We start from the raw sequence: 17,360 nt of genomic DNA on the forward strand, positions 1-17,360 counted from the left end.
ACGCGCACCGTGCCGTAGACCGACTATGCCTGAAGAGAAGACTCTCAAGGACAGGCTTATGCGCACAGGGATGGTCGCGCTTGCACTCGGGCTGCTGACCCCGGTTTTTTGCCCGGCGCTGCCGCCGCTGTGGCTGATTGCGGTCATGCCTGTGCTGGCGCTGATGGTTTTGCCGTTTCGAACTCATCCGCTGGGTTTTTTCCTGATCGGGCTGGCTTGGGCGTGTCTGTCGGCGCAACTGGCCCTGGACGATCGGTTGCCTGCCGCGCTGGATGGAGAAACCCGCTGGCTCGAAGGGCGCGTCGTCGGTTTACCGCAATATAACGAAGGTGTGGTGCGCTTTGAACTGACCGATGCCCATTCCCGCCGCACACGGCTGCCGTCGTCGATGCGCCTGGCCTGGTTCGGTGGACCGCCTGTGAGCAGCGGCGAACGTTGGCGATTGGCGGTAAAGCTCAAACGCCCCACCGGGCTACTGAACCCCCATGGCTTCGATTACCAGGCCTGGCTGTTGAGCCGCGGCATCGGCGCGACTGGCACGGTCAAGGACGGTCATCTCCGGCAACCTGCCCAAGGTGCCTGGCGCGACGGCGTGCGTCAGGCGCTGGCGCAAGTCGACGCCCAGGGCCGCTCCGGGGCGCTGGCGGCATTGGTCCTGGGGGACGGAGCTGGGCTGAGTCGTGATGACTGGCAGGTACTGCAAGACACCGGTACGGTCCATCTGCTGGTGATCTCCGGGCAGCACATCGGCCTGCTTGCCGCACTGGTGTACCTGCTGGTGGCAGGTGCGGCGCGCTATGGCATGTGGCCGGTGCGTCTGCCGTGGCTACCTTGGGCCTGCGCTCTGGCCTTTATCGCAGCCTTGGGTTACGGCTTGCTCGCCGGCTTCGAGGTGCCGGTGCGGCGCGCTTGCGCGATGATCGGCCTGGTGCTGCTGTGGCGTTTGCGTTACCGGCATCCGGACCCCTGGTGGGCGTGGCTGCTGGCTTTCAATGGGGTGCTGGTGTTCGATCCATTGGCCAGCCTGCGGCCAGGGTTCTGGCTGTCGTTCGCCGCGGTGGCGATCCTGATGTTTACTTTCGGCGCACGCTTGGGGCCCTGGCGCTGGTGGCAAACCTGGACCCGTGCCCAATGGCTGGTGGCAGTCGGACTGTGCCCGATCCTGTTGATATTGGGTTTGCCGATCAGCCTCAGCGGGCCTCTGGTGAACCTGGTGGCGGTGCCTTGGGTCAGCCTGCTGGTGTTGCCGCCGGCGCTGCTCGGTACGGCGTTGTTGCCGATGCCGTTCGTGGGTGAAGGGCTGCTTTGGATCGCCGGCGGGTTGCTCGATCTGCTCTTCAAGGGGCTGGCGCTGGTGGCCGGGCGAATACCCGCATGGGTGCCTGCGGCTATCCCCCTGTGGGTGTGGTGCATGGCCGCTCTGGGGGCTTTGTTACTGTTGCTGCCCAAAGGCGTGCCACTGCGGGTACTGGGATGGCCCATGGTACTGCTGGTGGTTTTCCCTCCGAGGGAGGATGTGCCTCCGGGGCAGGCCGAAATCTGGCAACTGGACGTGGGTCAAGGGTTGGCGGTGCTGGTACGCACCCGTCATCATGCCTTGCTTTACGACGCGGGGCCGCGCTTTGGCGAGGCCGACGCGGGTGAGCGCGTGGTGCTGCCGACCCTGCGCAAGCTGGGTGTCGCCGGGTTGGACCTGATGCTGCTCAGCCATGCCGACGCCGATCATGCCGGCGGCGCCCAAGCCGTGCGCAATGGCTTGCCAACGGTCCGGGTGGTCAGTGGCGACCCCGCCGCGTTGCCTGCCACCCTGCAGGCAGAGGCGTGCGACAGTGGCGCGCGCTGGGAGTGGGACGGGGTCAGGTTCGAGCTGTGGCAATGGTCATCTGCCCTTGAAAGCAACCAGCGGTCCTGCGTTCTGCTGGTCGAGGCTGGCGATGAGCGGTTGTTGCTCACCGGCGACATCGATAGCCATGCCGAGCGCGCGTTGCTCGACGGGCCCCTGGCCGTGCCGGTCCAGTGGCTGGCGGCGCCCCATCACGGTAGCCGCAGTTCATCGTCGATGTTGCTGTTGTCGCGGCTCAAACCCCATTCGGTGTTGATCTCCCGCGGCCAGGGCAATGCGTTCGGCCATCCTCATCCGCGGGTGCTGGCTCGCTATCGCCGCTTGGGCATGGCGATCTACGACAGTGCCGAACAGGGTGCCATTCGTCTGCAACTGGGGGCTTTCGAAGCACCGCGCCTTCAGGCCGGCCAACGGCGCTACTGGCGCGACCCGCCGTCTGCGGGACCATGGCCGTAACCTTGATCCGGGTCATCCTCGACGACGGTGTTATCGGCGGGGCGGGCCTGCAAGGCGAGTCTGTATGATAAAGTGGCGCACTTTTTCGAGGGGGCTGTCACTGTGTGGGAATTGGTCAAATCCGGCGGCTGGATGATGTTGCCGATCATTCTGAGTTCCATCGTGGCGCTGGGAATCGTTGCCGAACGCCTGTGGACCCTGCGGGCCAGCCGCGTGACCCCGGAGCATTTGCTCGGGCAAGTCTGGGTCTGGATCAAGGACAAGAAACTGAACAAGGAGCGGCTCAAGGAGCTGCGGGCCAGCTCACCGCTGGGTGAAATCCTCGCCGCGGGGCTGGCAAATTCCAAGCATGGTCGCGAGATCATGAAGGAATGCATCGAAGAAGCCGCCGCCCGGGTCATCCATGAGCTGGAACGCTACATCAATGCCCTGGGCACAATTGCCGCCATGGCCCCGTTGCTGGGCCTGTTGGGCACGGTGCTGGGCATGATCGATATTTTCAGTTCGTTCACCGGCGCCGGCATGACCGCCAATGCCTCGGTGCTGGCAGGGGGGATTTCCAAGGCCTTGATCACCACGGCCGCCGGGTTGATGGTGGGGATTCCTTCGGTGTTTTTCCATCGCTTCCTGCAACGGCGCATCGATGAGTTGGTGGTGGGCATGGAGCAGGAGGCCATCAAGCTGGTCGAGGTGGTGCAAGGCGACCGTGACGTGGACCTGGCCGAGGGCAAGAAGTGAAATTCCGCCGCAAACCACGGGAAACCGTCGAGATCAACCTTGCGTCGCTGATTGACGTGGTGTTCATCCTGCTGCTGTTTTTCGTCGTGACCACCACCTTCACCCGGGAAACCCAGCTCAAGGTGGAACTGCCGGAAGCGGTCAGCGGCTCGCCTGCCGAAGACCAGCAACTCAAGAACCTGGAAGTCACGATCAGTGCCGAAGGGACGTTTTCGGTGAACAATCAGTTGCTGCCCAAGAGCGACCTGGCGAGTCTGATCGATGCGCTGCAGAAGGAGTCCGGCGGCGACACCAGCTTGCCGCTGTCCATCAGCGCCGACGGCAAGACCCCACATCAATCCGTCATCACCGCCATGGACGCGGCCGGCAAGCTCGGCTTCAGCCATCTGCGCATGACCACCGTCGAGGCGGCGCCGGCACCCTGATGGCCATGTCCGATCGATTGCTCGCCGCCTGGTACGAAGGTCACCCGGCCCTGACGCTGTTGCGGCCACTGGAGTGGTTGTACCGTCGGGTGGTGATGGGCAAACGCGAGCGTTTTCTGGCGGGCGAGGGTGAGATTTACCAACCGCCCGTGCCGCTGGTGGTCGTGGGGAACATCACGGTTGGCGGCACCGGCAAGACCCCATTGATCCTGTGGATGATTGAGCATTGCCAGCGCCGTGGCCTGCGGGTCGGCGTGGTAAGCCGGGGTTATGGCGCCAAACCACCCCATTTGCCCTGGCGAGTCGAAGCCGGGCAGGGCGCCGACATCGCGGGTGATGAGCCACTGCTGATTGTCCAGCGTAGCGGCGTGCCATTGATGATCGATCCGGATCGCAGCCGGGCGGTCCAGGCGCTGCTGGAGACTCAACCGCTGGACCTGATCCTGTCCGACGACGGCATGCAACATTACCGCCTGGCTCGGGATCTTGAATTGGTGCTGATCGACAACGCCCGCGGCCTGGGCAATCGACGTTGTCTGCCTGCCGGTCCGCTGCGTGAACCCGTGGAGCGTCTGCAATCGGTCGATGCCGTGCTATTCAACGGCGCCAGCGCCGACCGCGAAGACGGCTTTGCCTTCGAGCTGCGACCCACGGCCCTGGTGAACCTGGCCAGCGGCGAACGGCGTCCACTGGACCATTTCCCGCCCGGCCAGGCCCTGCATGCCGTGGCCGGGATCGGCAATCCCCGGCGTTTCTTCAACACCCTCGAAACGCTACACTGGCGACCTATACCGCACGGGTTTGCCGACCACGCCCAATACAGCGCCCAGGCATTGAATTTCACGCCGTCGTTGCCGGTGGTCATGACGGAAAAGGACGCGGTCAAATGCCGTGCCTTCGCCGAGCCCCACTGGTGGTACCTGGCGGTGGATGCCGCGCCGTCGCCCGCCTTCGCGGACTGGTTCGATACCCAGTTGATGCGCCTGTTGCCGGATCGGCTTTTGCCTTAAACCATTTATCCAGGGAAATGTTCATGGACACCAAACTGCTCGACATTCTGGCCTGCCCGGTCTGCAAAGGCCCCCTCAAGCTCAGCGCCGACAAAACCGAGCTGATCAGCAAAGGCGCCGGCCTAGCCTATCCGATTCGCGATGGCATTCCGGTGATGCTCGAAAGCGAGGCCCGTACCCTGACCACCGACGAGCGCCTGGATAAATGACCGCAGCCTTTACCGTTGTCATTCCGTCGCGCTTTGCCTCGACGCGCCTGCCCGGCAAACCGTTGCTGTTGATCGCCGGCAAGCCGATGATCCAGCACGTATGGGAACAGGCCTGCAAAAGCAGCGCCCAGCGCGTGGTAGTGGCGACCGACGATGCGCGCATCGTGGAGGCCTGCAAGGGCTTTGGCGCCGAAGTGGTGCTGACTCGCGAGGATCACAACTCCGGAACCGATCGTCTGGCGGAAGTCGCCGCCAAGCTGGGCCTGGAACCCGACGCCATCGTGGTCAATGTGCAGGGCGATGAACCGTTGATCCCGTCCAGTGTGATCGATCAGGTTGCAAACAATCTGGCAGCCCATCCCGAAGCGCGCATGGCCACCCTGGCCGAGCCGATAGAGGATGTGCAAACCCTGTTCAACCCCAACGTGGTCAAGGTCGTCAGCGATCTCAATGGCCTGGCGCTGACCTTCAGCCGCGCCACCTTGCCCTGGGCCCGTGATGCATTCGCGCAAAGTCGGGACGTCATGCCTGACGGCGTACCGTACCGCCGCCACATCGGCATCTACGCTTACCGCGCCGGTTTCCTCCAGGATTTCGTCGCCTGGGGCCCGTGCTGGCTGGAAAACACCGAATCCCTGGAGCAACTGCGTGCCCTGTGGCACGGCGTGCGAATCCATGTCGCCGATGCGCTGATTGCTCCGCCGACCGGCGTCGACACCGTGGAAGACCTCGAGCGCGTTCGTCGCCTGCTGGAGGCCTGATGCGGGTTCTGTTTGTCTGCCTCGGCAACATCTGCCGATCACCCACCGCCGAAGGCATCCTGCGGCACAAGCTGCGCGAGGCCGGGCTGGCCGAGCAGGTGGAAGTCGCCTCCGCCGGTACCGGTGACTGGCACGTCGGCAAGGCCCCGGACAAGCGCAGCCAGGCTGCGGCCCTACGACGCGGCTATGACCTGTCGGCCCAGCGTGCCCGCCAGGTCAGCCGGGCCGATTTCGCCACTTATGACCTGATCCTGGCGATGGACGGCAGCAACCTGCGCAATCTAAAAGCCCTGCAACCGAGCAACGGCAGGGCCGAACTGGATCTGTTCCTGCGCCGCTACGAGGCTGAACTCGATGACGTGCCGGACCCGTACTACGACGGCGAACAGGGTTTCGAGCAAGTGCTGGACCTGATCGAGCGTGCCACGGACCGCCTGGTGATCGAATTGAAGGGGCGGCTATGACCTTGCAGGTGCGGGCCGGCGTCAGCCTCAAGCCGTTCAACAGCTTTGGCGTGGACGTCACCGCCCGGTTATTCGCCGAAGCTCACAGCGACGCCGATGTCCGCCAGGCGCTGGCCTATGCCAGCGCCAATGACGTGCCGTTGCTGGTGATCGGTGGCGGCAGCAACCTGCTGCTGACCGGTGATATCGACGCGCTGGTGTTGCGCATGGCCAGCCAAGGGATTCGTCTGCTCAGCGATGATGGCGAGCGGGTGCTGATCGAAGCCGAAGCAGGCGAACCGTGGCACCCCTTCGTCCAGTACACGCTGGCGCAAGGCTGGTCGGGGCTGGAGAACTTCAGCCTGATCCCAGGCACGGTGGGGGCCGCACCGATGCAAAACATCGGTGCCTACGGTGTGGAGATCAAGGATGTGTTCGCCGGCCTGACCGCCCTGGATCGGCAAACCGGCGAGCTGCACGATTTCACCCTGGAAGAATGCCGTTTCGCCTACCGCGACAGCCTGTTCAAGCAGCAAGCGGGTCGTTGGCTGATCCTGCGGGTGCGCTTTGCCCTCAGTCGCGCCGCGCATCTGCACCTGGAGTACGGCCCGGTCCGCCAGCGGTTGACCGAACTGGGCATCGAACAGGCGACTCCCTCGGATGTCAGCCGGGCCATCTGCAGCATCCGCAGTGAAAAGCTCCCTGACCCGGCGGTGCTGGGCAATGCCGGCAGTTTCTTCAAGAACCCGCTGGTGCCGGCTTCGCACGTCGCGCAACTCAAGCTTCAATACCCGGATCTGGTGGCTTATCCACAACCCCAAGGGCAGATGAAAATTGCCGCCGGTTGGTTGATCGAGCGGGCCGGCTGGAAGGGCTTTCGCGAAGGCGACGCGGGGGTGCATAAGTTGCAGGCGTTGGTGCTGGTCAACTACGGCTGCGCCACCGGGCCGCAATTGCTGGATCTGGCCCTGCGTATCCAGAAAGACATTGCCGAGCGTTTTCAGGTCAATCTGGAAATGGAGCCCAATCGGTACTGAACCTGGCTTTCACCGAGCGCCCTGCACAACCTCGCACAAGGATCATTTGTGCAGGATTGTGCAGGGCGTTTTGCTTAATCCTGGGTTAATTTAGTGAGCTAACGATGCGACCATCGCATCATTGAAGGCCCGGTGCAGACGTCTGCGTGTTTGCACAAGAGAGCCCGATTAGCCTGAGTCAGTCTGCGCCAACCGAACCGTTGTCCAAACGGCAGATTGCTCGACCCCATAATTCGATCACCGTGCGGGCGTGCCCATGATTACCTTGAAACTCAATGGAAAAGATCACCAACTGGATGTGACCGAGGACATGCCGCTGCTCTGGGCCATCCGAGATGTGGCCGGTTACAACGGCACCAAATTCGGCTGCGGCATGGGCCTGTGCGGCGCCTGTACCATTCACATCGACGGCGCCCCGGCGCGCAGTTGCATCACCCCGATTGGCTCGGTGAAAGGCCAGAACGTCACCACCATCGATGCCCTTCATGTCGACCCGGTCGGGCAAATTGTCCAGAAGGCCTGGCTCGATACCGCCGTGGCCCAGTGCGGCTACTGTCAGGGTGGGCAGATCATGTCCGCGACCGCCTTGCTCAAGACCAATCCCAACCCGAGCGATGAGCAGATCGAAGAGGCCATGGTCGGCAACATCTGCCGTTGCGGCACTTATAACCGGATCAAGACTGCGATCCGCCAGGCTTCCACCCACCTGAAGGAGGCCAAGGCATGAGCCGCTTGCCCAATGATTTTGTGCTGAGCAACCTCAGCCGCCGTGGTTTCCTCAAAGGCGCGAGCGCCACGGGTGTGTTGGTGCTGGCCGCCAGTTGGGGCCTGCCGGACGCTTTTGCCGAGGACAAGAAGTTCGGCGGTGAGGGCATGCCCAATGGTGTGATCGACGACCCGCAGGTGTACGTGAGCATCGCCACCGATGGCAGCGTGACGGTGATCTGCAACCGTTCGGAAATGGGCCAGGGGGTGCGCACCAGCCTGACCATGGTGGTGGCCGATGAACTGGACGCTGACTGGGCGCAGGTCAAGGTGCGGCAGGCACCGGCGGATGAGGTGCGCTTCGGCAACCAGGACACCGATGGCTCGCGCAGTATGCGCCACTGGTACGAACCAATGCGTCGTTGCGGGGCCGCTGCCCGGACCATGCTGGAGCTGGCCGCCGCTGCCCAGTGGAATGTCCCGGCGAGTGAGTGTCGTGCTCAATTGCACAAAGTCGTGCACCAGCCTTCCGGTCGGGAACTGGGGTATGGCGCGTTGGCCGCCGCGGCCAGTGCCTTGCCAGTTCCCGCCCGTGACAGCCTGCGCCTCAAGCAACCTTCGGAGTTTCGCTACATCGGTAAGGAGTCGAGCCGGGCCATCGATGGCGAAGACGTCGTCAACGGTCGTGCCGTGTTCGGCGCCGATGTACATTTCGATGGCATGCTCTATGCCGTCGTGGCTCGCCCGCCAGTCTATGGTGGCAAGGTCAAGCGCGTGGACAGCAGCGCGGCGCTGAAAGTACCGGGTGTGGTCAAGGTGCTGGAGATCGAAGGACGTCCGTTGCCCTCCGAGTTCCAGCCTCTGGGCGGCGTGGCGGTAGTGGCGAAAAACACCTGGGCGGCGATCAAGGGCCGCGAGGCGCTGAAAATCGAGTGGGATGACGGCCCGAATGCCGGCTATGACTCCGTCGCCTATCGCAAGGAACTGGAAGCCGCGGCCCTCAAGCCCGGGAAAGTCTTGCGCAACACTGGCGATCTGGACGACGCGCTGGCCAAGGCTGACGCAACCCTGGAGGCGTCCTATTACCTGCCGCACCTGTCGCAGTCGCCGATGGAGCCGATGGTCGCCGTCGCCCGGTTCAAGGATGGCCAGTGCGAAGCCTGGGCACCGAGCCAGGCGCCGCAGGTCACCCGTGAACGCGTCGCCGAACGGTTGGGGATCCCTTTCGACAAGGTTACCGTGCACATCACGCTGCTGGGCGGTGGTTTCGGGCGCAAGTCCAAGCCCGATTTCGTCCTCGAGGCGGCCGTGTTGGCCAAGGAGTTTCCAGGCCAGGCGGTGCGGGTGCAATGGACCCGCGAAGATGACATCCATCATTCGTATTTCCACACCGTATCGGCCGAATACCTCAAGGCTGGCCTGAACCAGGACGGGATGCCGTCCGGCTGGCTGCATCGCACCGTAGCCCCGAGCATTACCGCACTGTTTGCACCGGGCATGACCCACGAAGCGCCGTTCGAAGTGGGCATGGGCGTGACCAACATGGCCTACGCAATTCCCAACATGCGCCTGGAGAACCCCGAAGCGGTGGCCCATACGAGGGTTGGCTGGTACCGCTCGGTGTCGAATATTCCCCACGGTTTTGCGATTCAGAGTTTCATCGACGAATTGGCCCACAAGGCCGGCCAGGATCCACTGGCGTATCACGTCAAATTGCTTGGCCCGGACCGTAAGATCGATCCGCGCACCTTGAATGAAGAATGGAACTACGGCGAATCCCCCGAGCTTTATCCCATCGATACGGCGCGGATCCGCACCGTGCTGGAAACCGCCGCCAAGGCCGCCGGGTGGGGCCGCAAACTGCCCAAGGGCCGTGGCCTGGGGCTGGCGGTGCACTACAGCTTCGTCACCTATGTGGCGGCAGCGCTGGAGGTGGAGGTCAAGGACGATGGTACGTTGATCGTGCACAAGGCCGATATTGCCGTGGACTGCGGCCCGCAGATCAACCCCGAGCGTATCCGTTCCCAGTTCGAAGGCGCCTGCGTCATGGGCCTGGGCAATGCGGTGGTGGGGGAGATCAGCTTCAAGGACGGCAAGGTCCAGCAAGACAACTTCCACATGTACGAAGTGGCGCGCATGTCCTTGGCTCCCAAGGAGGTCGCGGTGCACTTGGTCACGCCGCCGGGCGAGGTGCCGTTGGGCGGTGTGGGTGAACCGGGTGTGCCGCCGATTGCGCCGGCGCTGTGCAACGCGATTTTCGCCGCCACCGGCAAGCGCATCCGCGAGCTGCCCGTGCGTTATCAGTTGCAGGGCTGGCAGCAGGCCAAAACCTGATGGACAGCGTTGATCTGAACGTCCTGCGCAGCGTGCTTGAGTGGCGCCGCGCCGGGCAGCGGGTGGTGTTGTTCACCGTGGTCCAGACTTGGGGCACGGCGCCGAGGCCGCCGGGGGCGATGCTGGCCCTGCGTGAAGACGGCGTGGTGATTGGCTCGGTATCGGGCGGTTGTGTCGAGGATGACCTGATCGCCCGGCTGCACGACGGGCGTATTCCGGCGGACGGTCCGCCGGTGCAGCTCATCACCTATGGCGTGACTCGTGAGGAGGCGGCGCGCTTCGGCCTGCCGTGCGGCGGTACCTTGCGCCTGACCGAAGAACGGGTCGGCGATCCGCAATGGGTCGCGCAACTGCTGGAGCGCTGCGATGGCCATGAGATTGTCGCCCGTGAGCTGACCGTCGCCACAGGCGAAGTGCTGCTGACGCCGGCCAGCAAAACCGACGCGCTGGTATTCGACGGTCAAGTCCTGCGGGCCATCTACGGCCCGCGCTGGCGGCTGCTGTTGATCGGCGCGGGGCAACTGTCGCGTTATGTGGCAGAAATGGCCCGGTTGCTGGATTTCGAGGTGTTGATCTGCGATCCGCGCAAGGAATTTGTCTACGGTTGGGAAGAGCAGCATGGCCGCTTCGTTTCCGGCATGCCCGACGAAGCGGTGTTGAGCATCCAGACCGACGAGCGCACCGCCATTGTCGCCCTGACCCATGATCCACGATTGGACGATATGGCGCTGCTCACGGCCCTGGACTCCAAGGCGTTTTATGTCGGGGCCCTGGGCTCTCGGGTGAACAGCCAGAAGCGCCGGGATAACCTGGCTCAGCTAGGCTTGTCTGCACAGGCTATCGAACGGCTGCATGGGCCGATCGGTTTGCACATCGGCAGCCATACGCCGGCGGAAATTGCCTTGTCTTTGCTGGCTGAAATCGTGGCGATCAAGAATGGCGTCGAGTTGCGTCAGAAAAAGCCGCTGTAATCGGCGGGCGAGGAGACGGGATGACTGAATCGATTGGCGTGATCATTCTCGCGGCAGGATCGGGCAGCCGTTTCCGTCAGGTTGCAGGCCAGGACAAAGATAAGCTGCTGGCCGATTGCACGGGGCGTGACGGCGCTGTCCGATCGGTCATCGAGCAGGTGCTGGTGAACTTGCCGCCTTCTCTGGAAAAACGCGTGCTGGTGACCCGTGAGGACCGTCCACAGGCTATTCGCATGGCCCAGGCTTACGGGTGCGATTTTGTACAACTGGACTCGCCTGGCCTGGGTGACAGTATCGCTGCGGGTGTCCAGGCTTGCCCGGACCTGGATGGCTGGTTGATCGTGCTCGGTGATATGCCGTTCATCCTGCCGTCAAGCATCGAGCAGGTAGTGGCGCAGATCAGCGAAGATGGCATCAGTGTGCCGGTCCTGGCGGGTGAGTATGGGCATCCCGTGGGGTTTGGTCGTGCGTTTGGCCCGCAATTGATGGCATTGACCGCTGATCGCGGCGCCAAGGGGTTGTTTACCGGGGCGCGGGTGGTCGAGGTGGCAGTGGACGATCCTGGGGTGGTTTGGGATGTGGACGTGCCTGAAGCGCTGATCTTCAAGTAACAGCCGACGCGGATTCCTGTGGGGCAGGCAACATTGATGCAAGCCGGGCCCGCGCTATCGCGAGCAGGCTCGCTCCCACACTGAATTTCGATGGTCGCCAGATTTATGCCCGCCGCCAATCTCCTGTGGGAGCGAGCCTGCTCGCGATAGCGCTGCGTCAGCTTGCATCAAGGGTGGACGCCGGGCCATGTTCGCCAGCAAGCCCGCTCCACACCTTCCAGCTTCCAACACTCATGTAACTAAGTCTGAAGACATAAAAAAGCCCCGCCTGGCGTCAAGCAGGCGGGGCTTTTTACTGGGCGGTGGAATCAGGCGTGAGGTTTAGGCTCGTGCTCTTTTTCCAGGGCTTCAGTGTGGCGAGGTGCGACTTCTTCAGCGGAGTGCTGAGGTTCGTCGATCACCGGCGCCGATTCAGCGGGAGCGGGTTCGCTGGTGGTTTCAGCGACCGGGGCAGGGGCTGCCTCGATTGCTTGCTCCACGGGTGCTGGCTCAGCGGCAGGCGCTTGAGCAGCGGCAGCGGCAGCTTGTTCGGCTTCCTTCTGCAGACGCTCGGCTTCACGCTTGCGACGACGCACTTCACGCGGATCGTTCGGAGCACGACCGTTGGGGGTCAGGGCGCTGGCAGGGGCAGGCGCCTCCACCTCTACCGGGGCTGGAGCTTCGGCAACCACAGGCGCTTGAACCGCTGGAGCTGGCTCGACCACGACCGGCTCGGCTGCTTTCACTGCTTCTGCTGCCGGCTCGGCTTCGACGACGGCTGGCTCGGCGTGCCAGTTGAACGCGGTCTGTTCTTCGCGAACCGGCTCCGGCGCTTTTTCCTCGATCACAGCTTCGATCACAGGTTCAGCGGCAACCACAGGTTGCTCGATGACAGGTGCAGGCTCGGAAACTGCTTCTGCCTGAGGCTCGGCTTCACGAACCGGGGCGAGTTCCACTTCTGGCGAAGCGGTGGTTTCTACCGGGGTAGTGGCTTCGACCACAGGCGCTTCAACCGGTGCGTTTTCCACCACGGCGGTAGCGCGCTCGGCCTGTTCGTGAGCCTCGGCTTCAGCGGGGGCGCTGATCGAGCTGCTGGCAACCGCGGCGGTGACGGCCAGGCCGGCGGCCAGGTCGGCAGCGCTTGGCGCTTCGGCGTTCTCGGCGGATTCGGAGGCTTCCGAACCTTCGATCACATTGCCGTTGGCGTCGCGTTGACGCTCACGACGGTTGCTGCGGCGACGCTGCCCACGGGAGCGGCGGCGTGGACGATCGCCTTCGGCGTTGTCCTGACCGTCTTCCTGCAGTTGCTCTTCGCTGTTCAGTACTTCCTCTTCGCTGGCAACGGCAGCCTGCTCGGCGCGTGGTTGACGCTCTTCACGTGGCGGACGCGGTGCGCGCTCTTCGCGAGGCTGACGGGCCGGACGCTCTTCAGCGGTGGCGGCAGCAGCGGCGGGAGCGGCATCCAGCGGTTCGCGCAGCTCGCGAACACGTTCTTCACGCTCGCCACGTGGCTTGCGATCTTCACGAGGCGCGCGGGGTTGGCGCTCTTCACGCGGCGGACGCGGCGCGCGTTCTTCGCGGGCTACGGCTGGCGCTTCCTCGCGGGCTTCGCGAGGCTGGCGTTCTTCACGTGGCTCACGTGGTGCGCGCTCTTCACGCGGCGCACGTTCTTCACGGGGTTTACGCTCCTCGTCACGACGACCGTTGCGGTTGCGGGTCTGCTGACGACCATTGCGACGTTCTTCGTTGCGGGCTGGACGCTCGGTAGCCGCTGGCTTGGCGACAACGGTCGGCGCAGCCGGCTCTTCCTTGGTGGCGAACAGGCTGACCAGGGATTTCACCAGGCCTTTGAACAGGCTTGGTTCAGGTGCGGCGGCAGGTGCCGGTGCCGGCGCGGCTGCTTCGGTCGGAACCGGTGCATTGGCGCGGGCTGGAGCCGTCTTGACCGCAGCTTCCTGGCGAACCAGGGTGCGAGTGGCGGCAGCCGGCTGCACTTCTTCCACTTCGGCAGCGGCAGCAGCGATTTCGTAGCTGGACTGATTGGTGTGGGCTTCCGGGCTGTCATCACGCAGGCGCTGCACTTCGAAGTGCGGCGTCTCGAGGTGATCGTTCGGCAGGATGACGATACGGGCGCGGGTGCGCAGTTCGATCTTGGTGATCGAGTTGCGTTTTTCGTTGAGCAGGAACGCAGCCACCGGGATCGGCACCTGGGCGCGAACTTCGGCGGTGCGGTCTTTCAGGGCTTCTTCTTCGATCAGGCGCAGGATCGCCAGGGACAGCGACTCGACGTCACGGATGATGCCGGTGCCGTTGCAACGCGGGCAGACGATGCCGCTGCTCTCGCCCAAAGAAGGACGCAGGCGCTGACGGGACATTTCCAGCAGGCCGAAGCGCGAGATGCGACCGACCTGTACGCGGGCGCGGTCGGCTTCCAGGCATTCACGGACCTTCTCTTCCACGGCGCGCTGGTTCTTGGCCGGGGTCATGTCGATGAAGTCGATGACGATCAGGCCGCCGATGTCGCGCAGGCGCAACTGACGGGCGATTTCTTCGGCGGCTTCAAGGTTGGTCTGCAGGGCGGTTTCTTCGATGTCGCTGCCTTTGGTGGCGCGCGCCGAGTTGATGTCGATGGACACCAGGGCTTCGGTCGGATCGATGACGATGGAGCCGCCGGACGGCAGTTCGACGACGCGCTGGAACGCGGTCTCGATCTGGCTTTCGATCTGGAAACGGTTGAACAGCGGAACGCTGTCTTCGTAGAGTTTGATCTTGCTGGCGTACTGCGGCATGACCTGGCGGATGAAGGTCAGGGCTTCGTCCTGGGCTTCAACGCTGTCGATCAACACTTCGCCGATGTCCTGGCGCAGGTAATCGCGGATCGCGCGGATGATGACATTGCTTTCCTGATAGATCAGGAACGGCGCGGAGCGATCCAGCGAGGCTTCCTTGATGGCGGTCCACAGTTGCAGCAGGTAGTCGAGGTCCCACTGCATTTCTTCGCTGCTGCGGCCAAGGCCGGCGGTGCGAACGATCAGGCCCATGTCGGCTGGGGCAACCAGGCCGTTGAGGGCTTCGCGCAGTTCATTGCGCTCTTCGCCTTCGATGCGGCGGGAGATACCACCGGCGCGAGGGTTGTTCGGCATCAGGACCAGGTAACGGCCCGCCAGGCTGATGAAGGTGGTCAGGGCTGCGCCCTTGTTGCCACGCTCTTCTTTTTCGACCTGGACGATGACTTCCTGGCCTTCGCTCAGGACGTCCTTGATGTTGACGCGGCCTTCAGGGGCCTTCTTGAAGTATTCGCGGGAGATTTCTTTGAGGGGCAGGAAGCCGTGGCGCTCGGAGCCGAAATCGACAAAGGCAGCCTCAAGGCTTGGTTCGATGCGAGTAATCCGGCCTTTATAGATGTTGGCCTTCTTCTGCTCGCGTGCACCGGATTCGATATCCAGGTCGTAGAGGCGCTGGCCGTCTACCAGTGCAACACGCAACTCTTCGGGTTGAGTTGCGTTAATCAGCATTCTTTTCATGTAGTACCGTCGGTTTCCGGGCTGCCGGAAACGGCGTTCGGCACACACGACTTCTCACGGTCGGTGTCAGGTGCGTCATGGAAGTGGCCGGGCCATTCCAGTGTCCAGCGAGTTCGACCCAATGATGGCGAAGTCGCGACGGACGCGTCCTGCTTGCTGGCTGTTCAAGCACTCAGTCAGGAGGAGGAATCAACCGGCGCCTGTGGACGAGATGAAGCGTCTAAATATAAGCCTAGTGCTACACAGTCCGACGGTTGTACATCTCCACCCTACACGTATCCCTGATAATCGGGTGCTGCCGCGCGCAGAATCCGCAGCGGGTTGGCATTTACCGTGAGCTCCGAAAGGGGAGGTCACGCATCATGGCTAATTTAGGCGTTGTTTCCGAAGCTCTCGCTCGGGGTCGTCTACCGGTGACTGCACTTTGTGAACTGGCCGTGAATGTGGCGCGCAAGGCGAGTCAAAACTCTGCTTTGCCGCGTATTTCAGGCCTCATGTCACCTGCGCTCGTTACACCTGCAAACTCTGCCGTTATCTAGCAAAAGCCCCGTAGGACGGCCTCTCGTCCTCGTGAATTGCGTTGGTCAGGGCCGGTTTTTGACCGTTAGTCCGCTGTCCGGCCGCTTTTGGCGGCGTTCGCGACTATAGCAGCAATGATTAAGTGCTTCAATTCCATAAAAAATTGTTATCATCGCCGCCATGACGACTACTGCCCCTTCGACCCCTGGCGTTCAACTGCTCGAGGTCTCGCCGGAATATGCCGGCCAACGAATCGATAACTTCCTTCTAGCCCGACTCAAAGGCGTGCCCAAGACCTTGATCTATCGCATTTTGCGCAAGGGTGAAGTGCGGGTGAACAAAGGACGGATCAAGCCCGAATACAAGCTTCAGGCGGGCGATATCGTGCGCGTGCCGCCGGTTCGCGTGCCCGAGCGCGATGAGCCCGTGCCCCTGGCCCAAGGCCTGTTGCAGCGCCTGGAAGCCTCGATCGTCTTCGAAGACAAGGCGCTGATCGTGCTCAACAAGCCTGCGGGCATTGCGGTTCACGGCGGCAGCGGCCTGAATTTCGGCGTGATCGAGGCCTTTCGTCAGTTGCGCCCCGACGCCAAGGAGCTGGAGTTGGTCCATCGCCTGGATCGCGACACCTCCGGCCTGCTGATGATCGCCAAGAAACGCAGCATGTTGCGGCATTTGCATGAGCAATTGCGCGGCGATGGCGTCGACAAGCGCTACATGGCGCTGGTGCGGGGACGTTGGGATACCTCCATCAAGCAAGTTCGGGCGCCGTTGCTCAAGAGCAACCTGCGTTCCGGCGAGCGCATGGTGGAAGTCAACGAAGAAGGCAAGGAGGCCTTGACAGTGTTCAAGGTCCTGCGCCGCTTCGGTGATTTCGCCACCATGGTCGAAGCCAAGCCGGTGACTGGCCGCACCCACCAGATTCGCGTCCATACGCTACATGCCGGGCATTGCATCGCTGGGGACAGCAAGTACGGCGATGACGACTTCACCCGGGAAATCCGTGATCTGGGTGGCAAGCGCCTGTTTCTCCATGCCTACATGTTGACCGTGCCGTTGCCCGATGGTGGTGAGCTGAAATTGCAGGCTCCCGTGGATGAAATGTGGGCCAAGACCGTGGAGCGGTTGAGTGCATCCTGAATACAAGCTGCTGATCTTCGATTGGGATGGCACTCTGGCGAACTCCATCGGTCGGATCGTGGAGGCAATGCATGCCGCCTCTGATCGTGCAGGTTTTGCCAGGTGTGATGATTTTGCCGTGAAGGGCATCATCGGCCTCGGCTTGCCGGAAGCGATCCGCAGTCTGTACCCGGAGATCAGTGACCCTGAGCTTCTGGTTTTTCGCCAGTATTACGCTGATCACTACATTGCGCTGGAGGCTGAGCCTTCGCCGTTGTTTGACGGTGTGGTAGACACTCTTGAAACCTTGAGGGGCGAGGGGTATCGCTTGGCTGTCGCCACCGGCAAGGCGCGTCGCGGGCTGGATCGGGTGCTGAAATCCCATGGCTGGGACGATTATTTCGATATCACCCGGGCTGCGGACGAAACGGCCAGTAAGCCGCATCCGCTGATGCTCGAGCAAATCCTGGCTCACTGCGGCATGCAGCCGGAACAGGCGTTGATGGTGGGGGATTCCTCGTTCGACCTGCAGATGGCGCGCAACGCCGGTATGGGGTCGGTTGCGGTGAGTTACGGCGCGCAGACGATCGCGGCGCTGCAAGCCTTCGAACCGCAGTTGGCGATCGATCATTTTCCTGAGTTGCACGCCTGGCTGAGCCGGCGGGCCAATTAAGTTTTT

15 protein-coding genes are annotated in these 17,360 nt (G+C 62.9%); 14 read left to right on the plus strand and 1 reads right to left on the minus strand.

Features of this window, described 5'->3' with window-relative positions:
* Positions 1-58: 58 nt before the first annotated feature.
* From HQ912_RS09110 to HQ912_RS09165, 12 genes are all read left to right on the plus strand, one after another.
* A complete protein-coding gene (locus HQ912_RS09110; RefSeq protein WP_173406691.1) occupies positions 59-2,299 on the plus strand; it encodes a DNA internalization-related competence protein ComEC/Rec2 in 2,241 nt (746 codons plus the stop codon).
* A 102-nt stretch (positions 2,300-2,401) separates the two neighbouring features.
* The gene (locus tag HQ912_RS09115; RefSeq protein WP_160893079.1) at positions 2,402-3,037 is read left to right on the plus strand and encodes a MotA/TolQ/ExbB proton channel family protein; all 636 of its coding nucleotides are present in this window, start codon (positions 2,402-2,404) and stop codon (positions 3,035-3,037) included.
* Positions 3,034-3,462: an ExbD/TolR family protein gene (locus tag HQ912_RS09120; protein WP_047228182.1), complete on the plus strand. Its 429-nt coding sequence runs from the start codon at positions 3,034-3,036 to the stop codon at positions 3,460-3,462. Before HQ912_RS09115 ends, HQ912_RS09120 begins: the two co-directional genes overlap by 4 nt.
* On the plus strand, positions 3,462-4,472 hold the full coding sequence (gene lpxK, locus HQ912_RS09125; protein WP_076383825.1) for a tetraacyldisaccharide 4'-kinase: 1,011 nt from the start codon (positions 3,462-3,464) through the stop codon (positions 4,470-4,472). The genes HQ912_RS09120 and lpxK overlap by 1 nt, the downstream gene beginning before the upstream one ends.
* A 23-nt stretch (positions 4,473-4,495) precedes the next feature.
* Positions 4,496-4,681, plus strand: coding sequence for a Trm112 family protein (locus HQ912_RS09130; RefSeq protein WP_003179363.1), 186 nt, complete (start codon positions 4,496-4,498; stop codon positions 4,679-4,681).
* Positions 4,678-5,442, plus strand: coding sequence for a 3-deoxy-manno-octulosonate cytidylyltransferase (gene kdsB / locus HQ912_RS09135; RefSeq protein ID WP_076383826.1), 765 nt, complete (start codon positions 4,678-4,680; stop codon positions 5,440-5,442). The genes HQ912_RS09130 and kdsB overlap by 4 nt, the downstream gene beginning before the upstream one ends.
* Positions 5,442-5,906: a low molecular weight protein-tyrosine-phosphatase gene (locus HQ912_RS09140; protein ID WP_092400061.1), complete on the plus strand. Its 465-nt coding sequence runs from the start codon at positions 5,442-5,444 to the stop codon at positions 5,904-5,906. The genes kdsB and HQ912_RS09140 overlap by 1 nt, the downstream gene beginning before the upstream one ends.
* Complete coding sequence (gene murB, locus HQ912_RS09145) at positions 5,903-6,922, plus strand: UDP-N-acetylmuramate dehydrogenase (RefSeq protein ID WP_173406692.1); 1,020 nt, start codon at positions 5,903-5,905, stop codon at positions 6,920-6,922. Before HQ912_RS09140 ends, murB begins: the two co-directional genes overlap by 4 nt.
* A 256-nt stretch (positions 6,923-7,178) precedes the next feature.
* Positions 7,179-7,649 carry a (2Fe-2S)-binding protein gene (locus HQ912_RS09150; protein ID WP_047228187.1) on the plus strand — a complete coding sequence of 157 codons (471 nt, stop codon included), beginning with the start codon at positions 7,179-7,181 and terminating at the stop codon, positions 7,647-7,649.
* Positions 7,646-9,961, plus strand: coding sequence for a xanthine dehydrogenase family protein molybdopterin-binding subunit (locus HQ912_RS09155; protein WP_173406693.1), 2,316 nt, complete (start codon positions 7,646-7,648; stop codon positions 9,959-9,961). Before HQ912_RS09150 ends, HQ912_RS09155 begins: the two co-directional genes overlap by 4 nt.
* A complete protein-coding gene (locus HQ912_RS09160) occupies positions 9,961-10,932 on the plus strand; it encodes an XdhC family protein (protein WP_047228189.1) in 972 nt (323 codons plus the stop codon). Before HQ912_RS09155 ends, HQ912_RS09160 begins: the two co-directional genes overlap by 1 nt.
* Before the next feature lie 20 nt (positions 10,933-10,952).
* On the plus strand, positions 10,953-11,543 hold the full coding sequence (locus tag HQ912_RS09165) for an NTP transferase domain-containing protein (protein ID WP_047228190.1): 591 nt from the start codon (positions 10,953-10,955) through the stop codon (positions 11,541-11,543).
* A gap of 308 nt (positions 11,544-11,851) precedes the next feature.
* Here HQ912_RS09165 and rne read toward each other — a convergent pair whose 3' ends face one another.
* Positions 11,852-15,046: a ribonuclease E gene (rne, locus tag HQ912_RS09170; protein WP_173406694.1), complete on the minus strand. Its 3,195-nt coding sequence runs from the start codon at positions 15,044-15,046 to the stop codon at positions 11,852-11,854.
* A gap of 699 nt (positions 15,047-15,745) precedes the next feature.
* Between rne and rluC the strand changes: the two genes are divergently transcribed.
* Both rluC and HQ912_RS09180 read left to right on the plus strand, forming a co-directional pair.
* On the plus strand, positions 15,746-16,702 hold the full coding sequence (gene rluC, locus HQ912_RS09175; RefSeq protein WP_047228192.1) for a 23S rRNA pseudouridine(955/2504/2580) synthase RluC: 957 nt from the start codon (positions 15,746-15,748) through the stop codon (positions 16,700-16,702).
* A complete protein-coding gene (locus HQ912_RS09180; RefSeq protein WP_047228193.1) occupies positions 16,692-17,354 on the plus strand; it encodes an HAD-IA family hydrolase in 663 nt (220 codons plus the stop codon). Before rluC ends, HQ912_RS09180 begins: the two co-directional genes overlap by 11 nt.
* The last annotated feature ends 6 nt before the right edge of the window (positions 17,355-17,360 follow it).

It is taken from the genome of Pseudomonas sp. MPDS, assembly GCF_013283895.1.
Taxonomy (GTDB): domain Bacteria; phylum Pseudomonadota; class Gammaproteobacteria; order Pseudomonadales; family Pseudomonadaceae; genus Aquipseudomonas; species Aquipseudomonas rhizophila.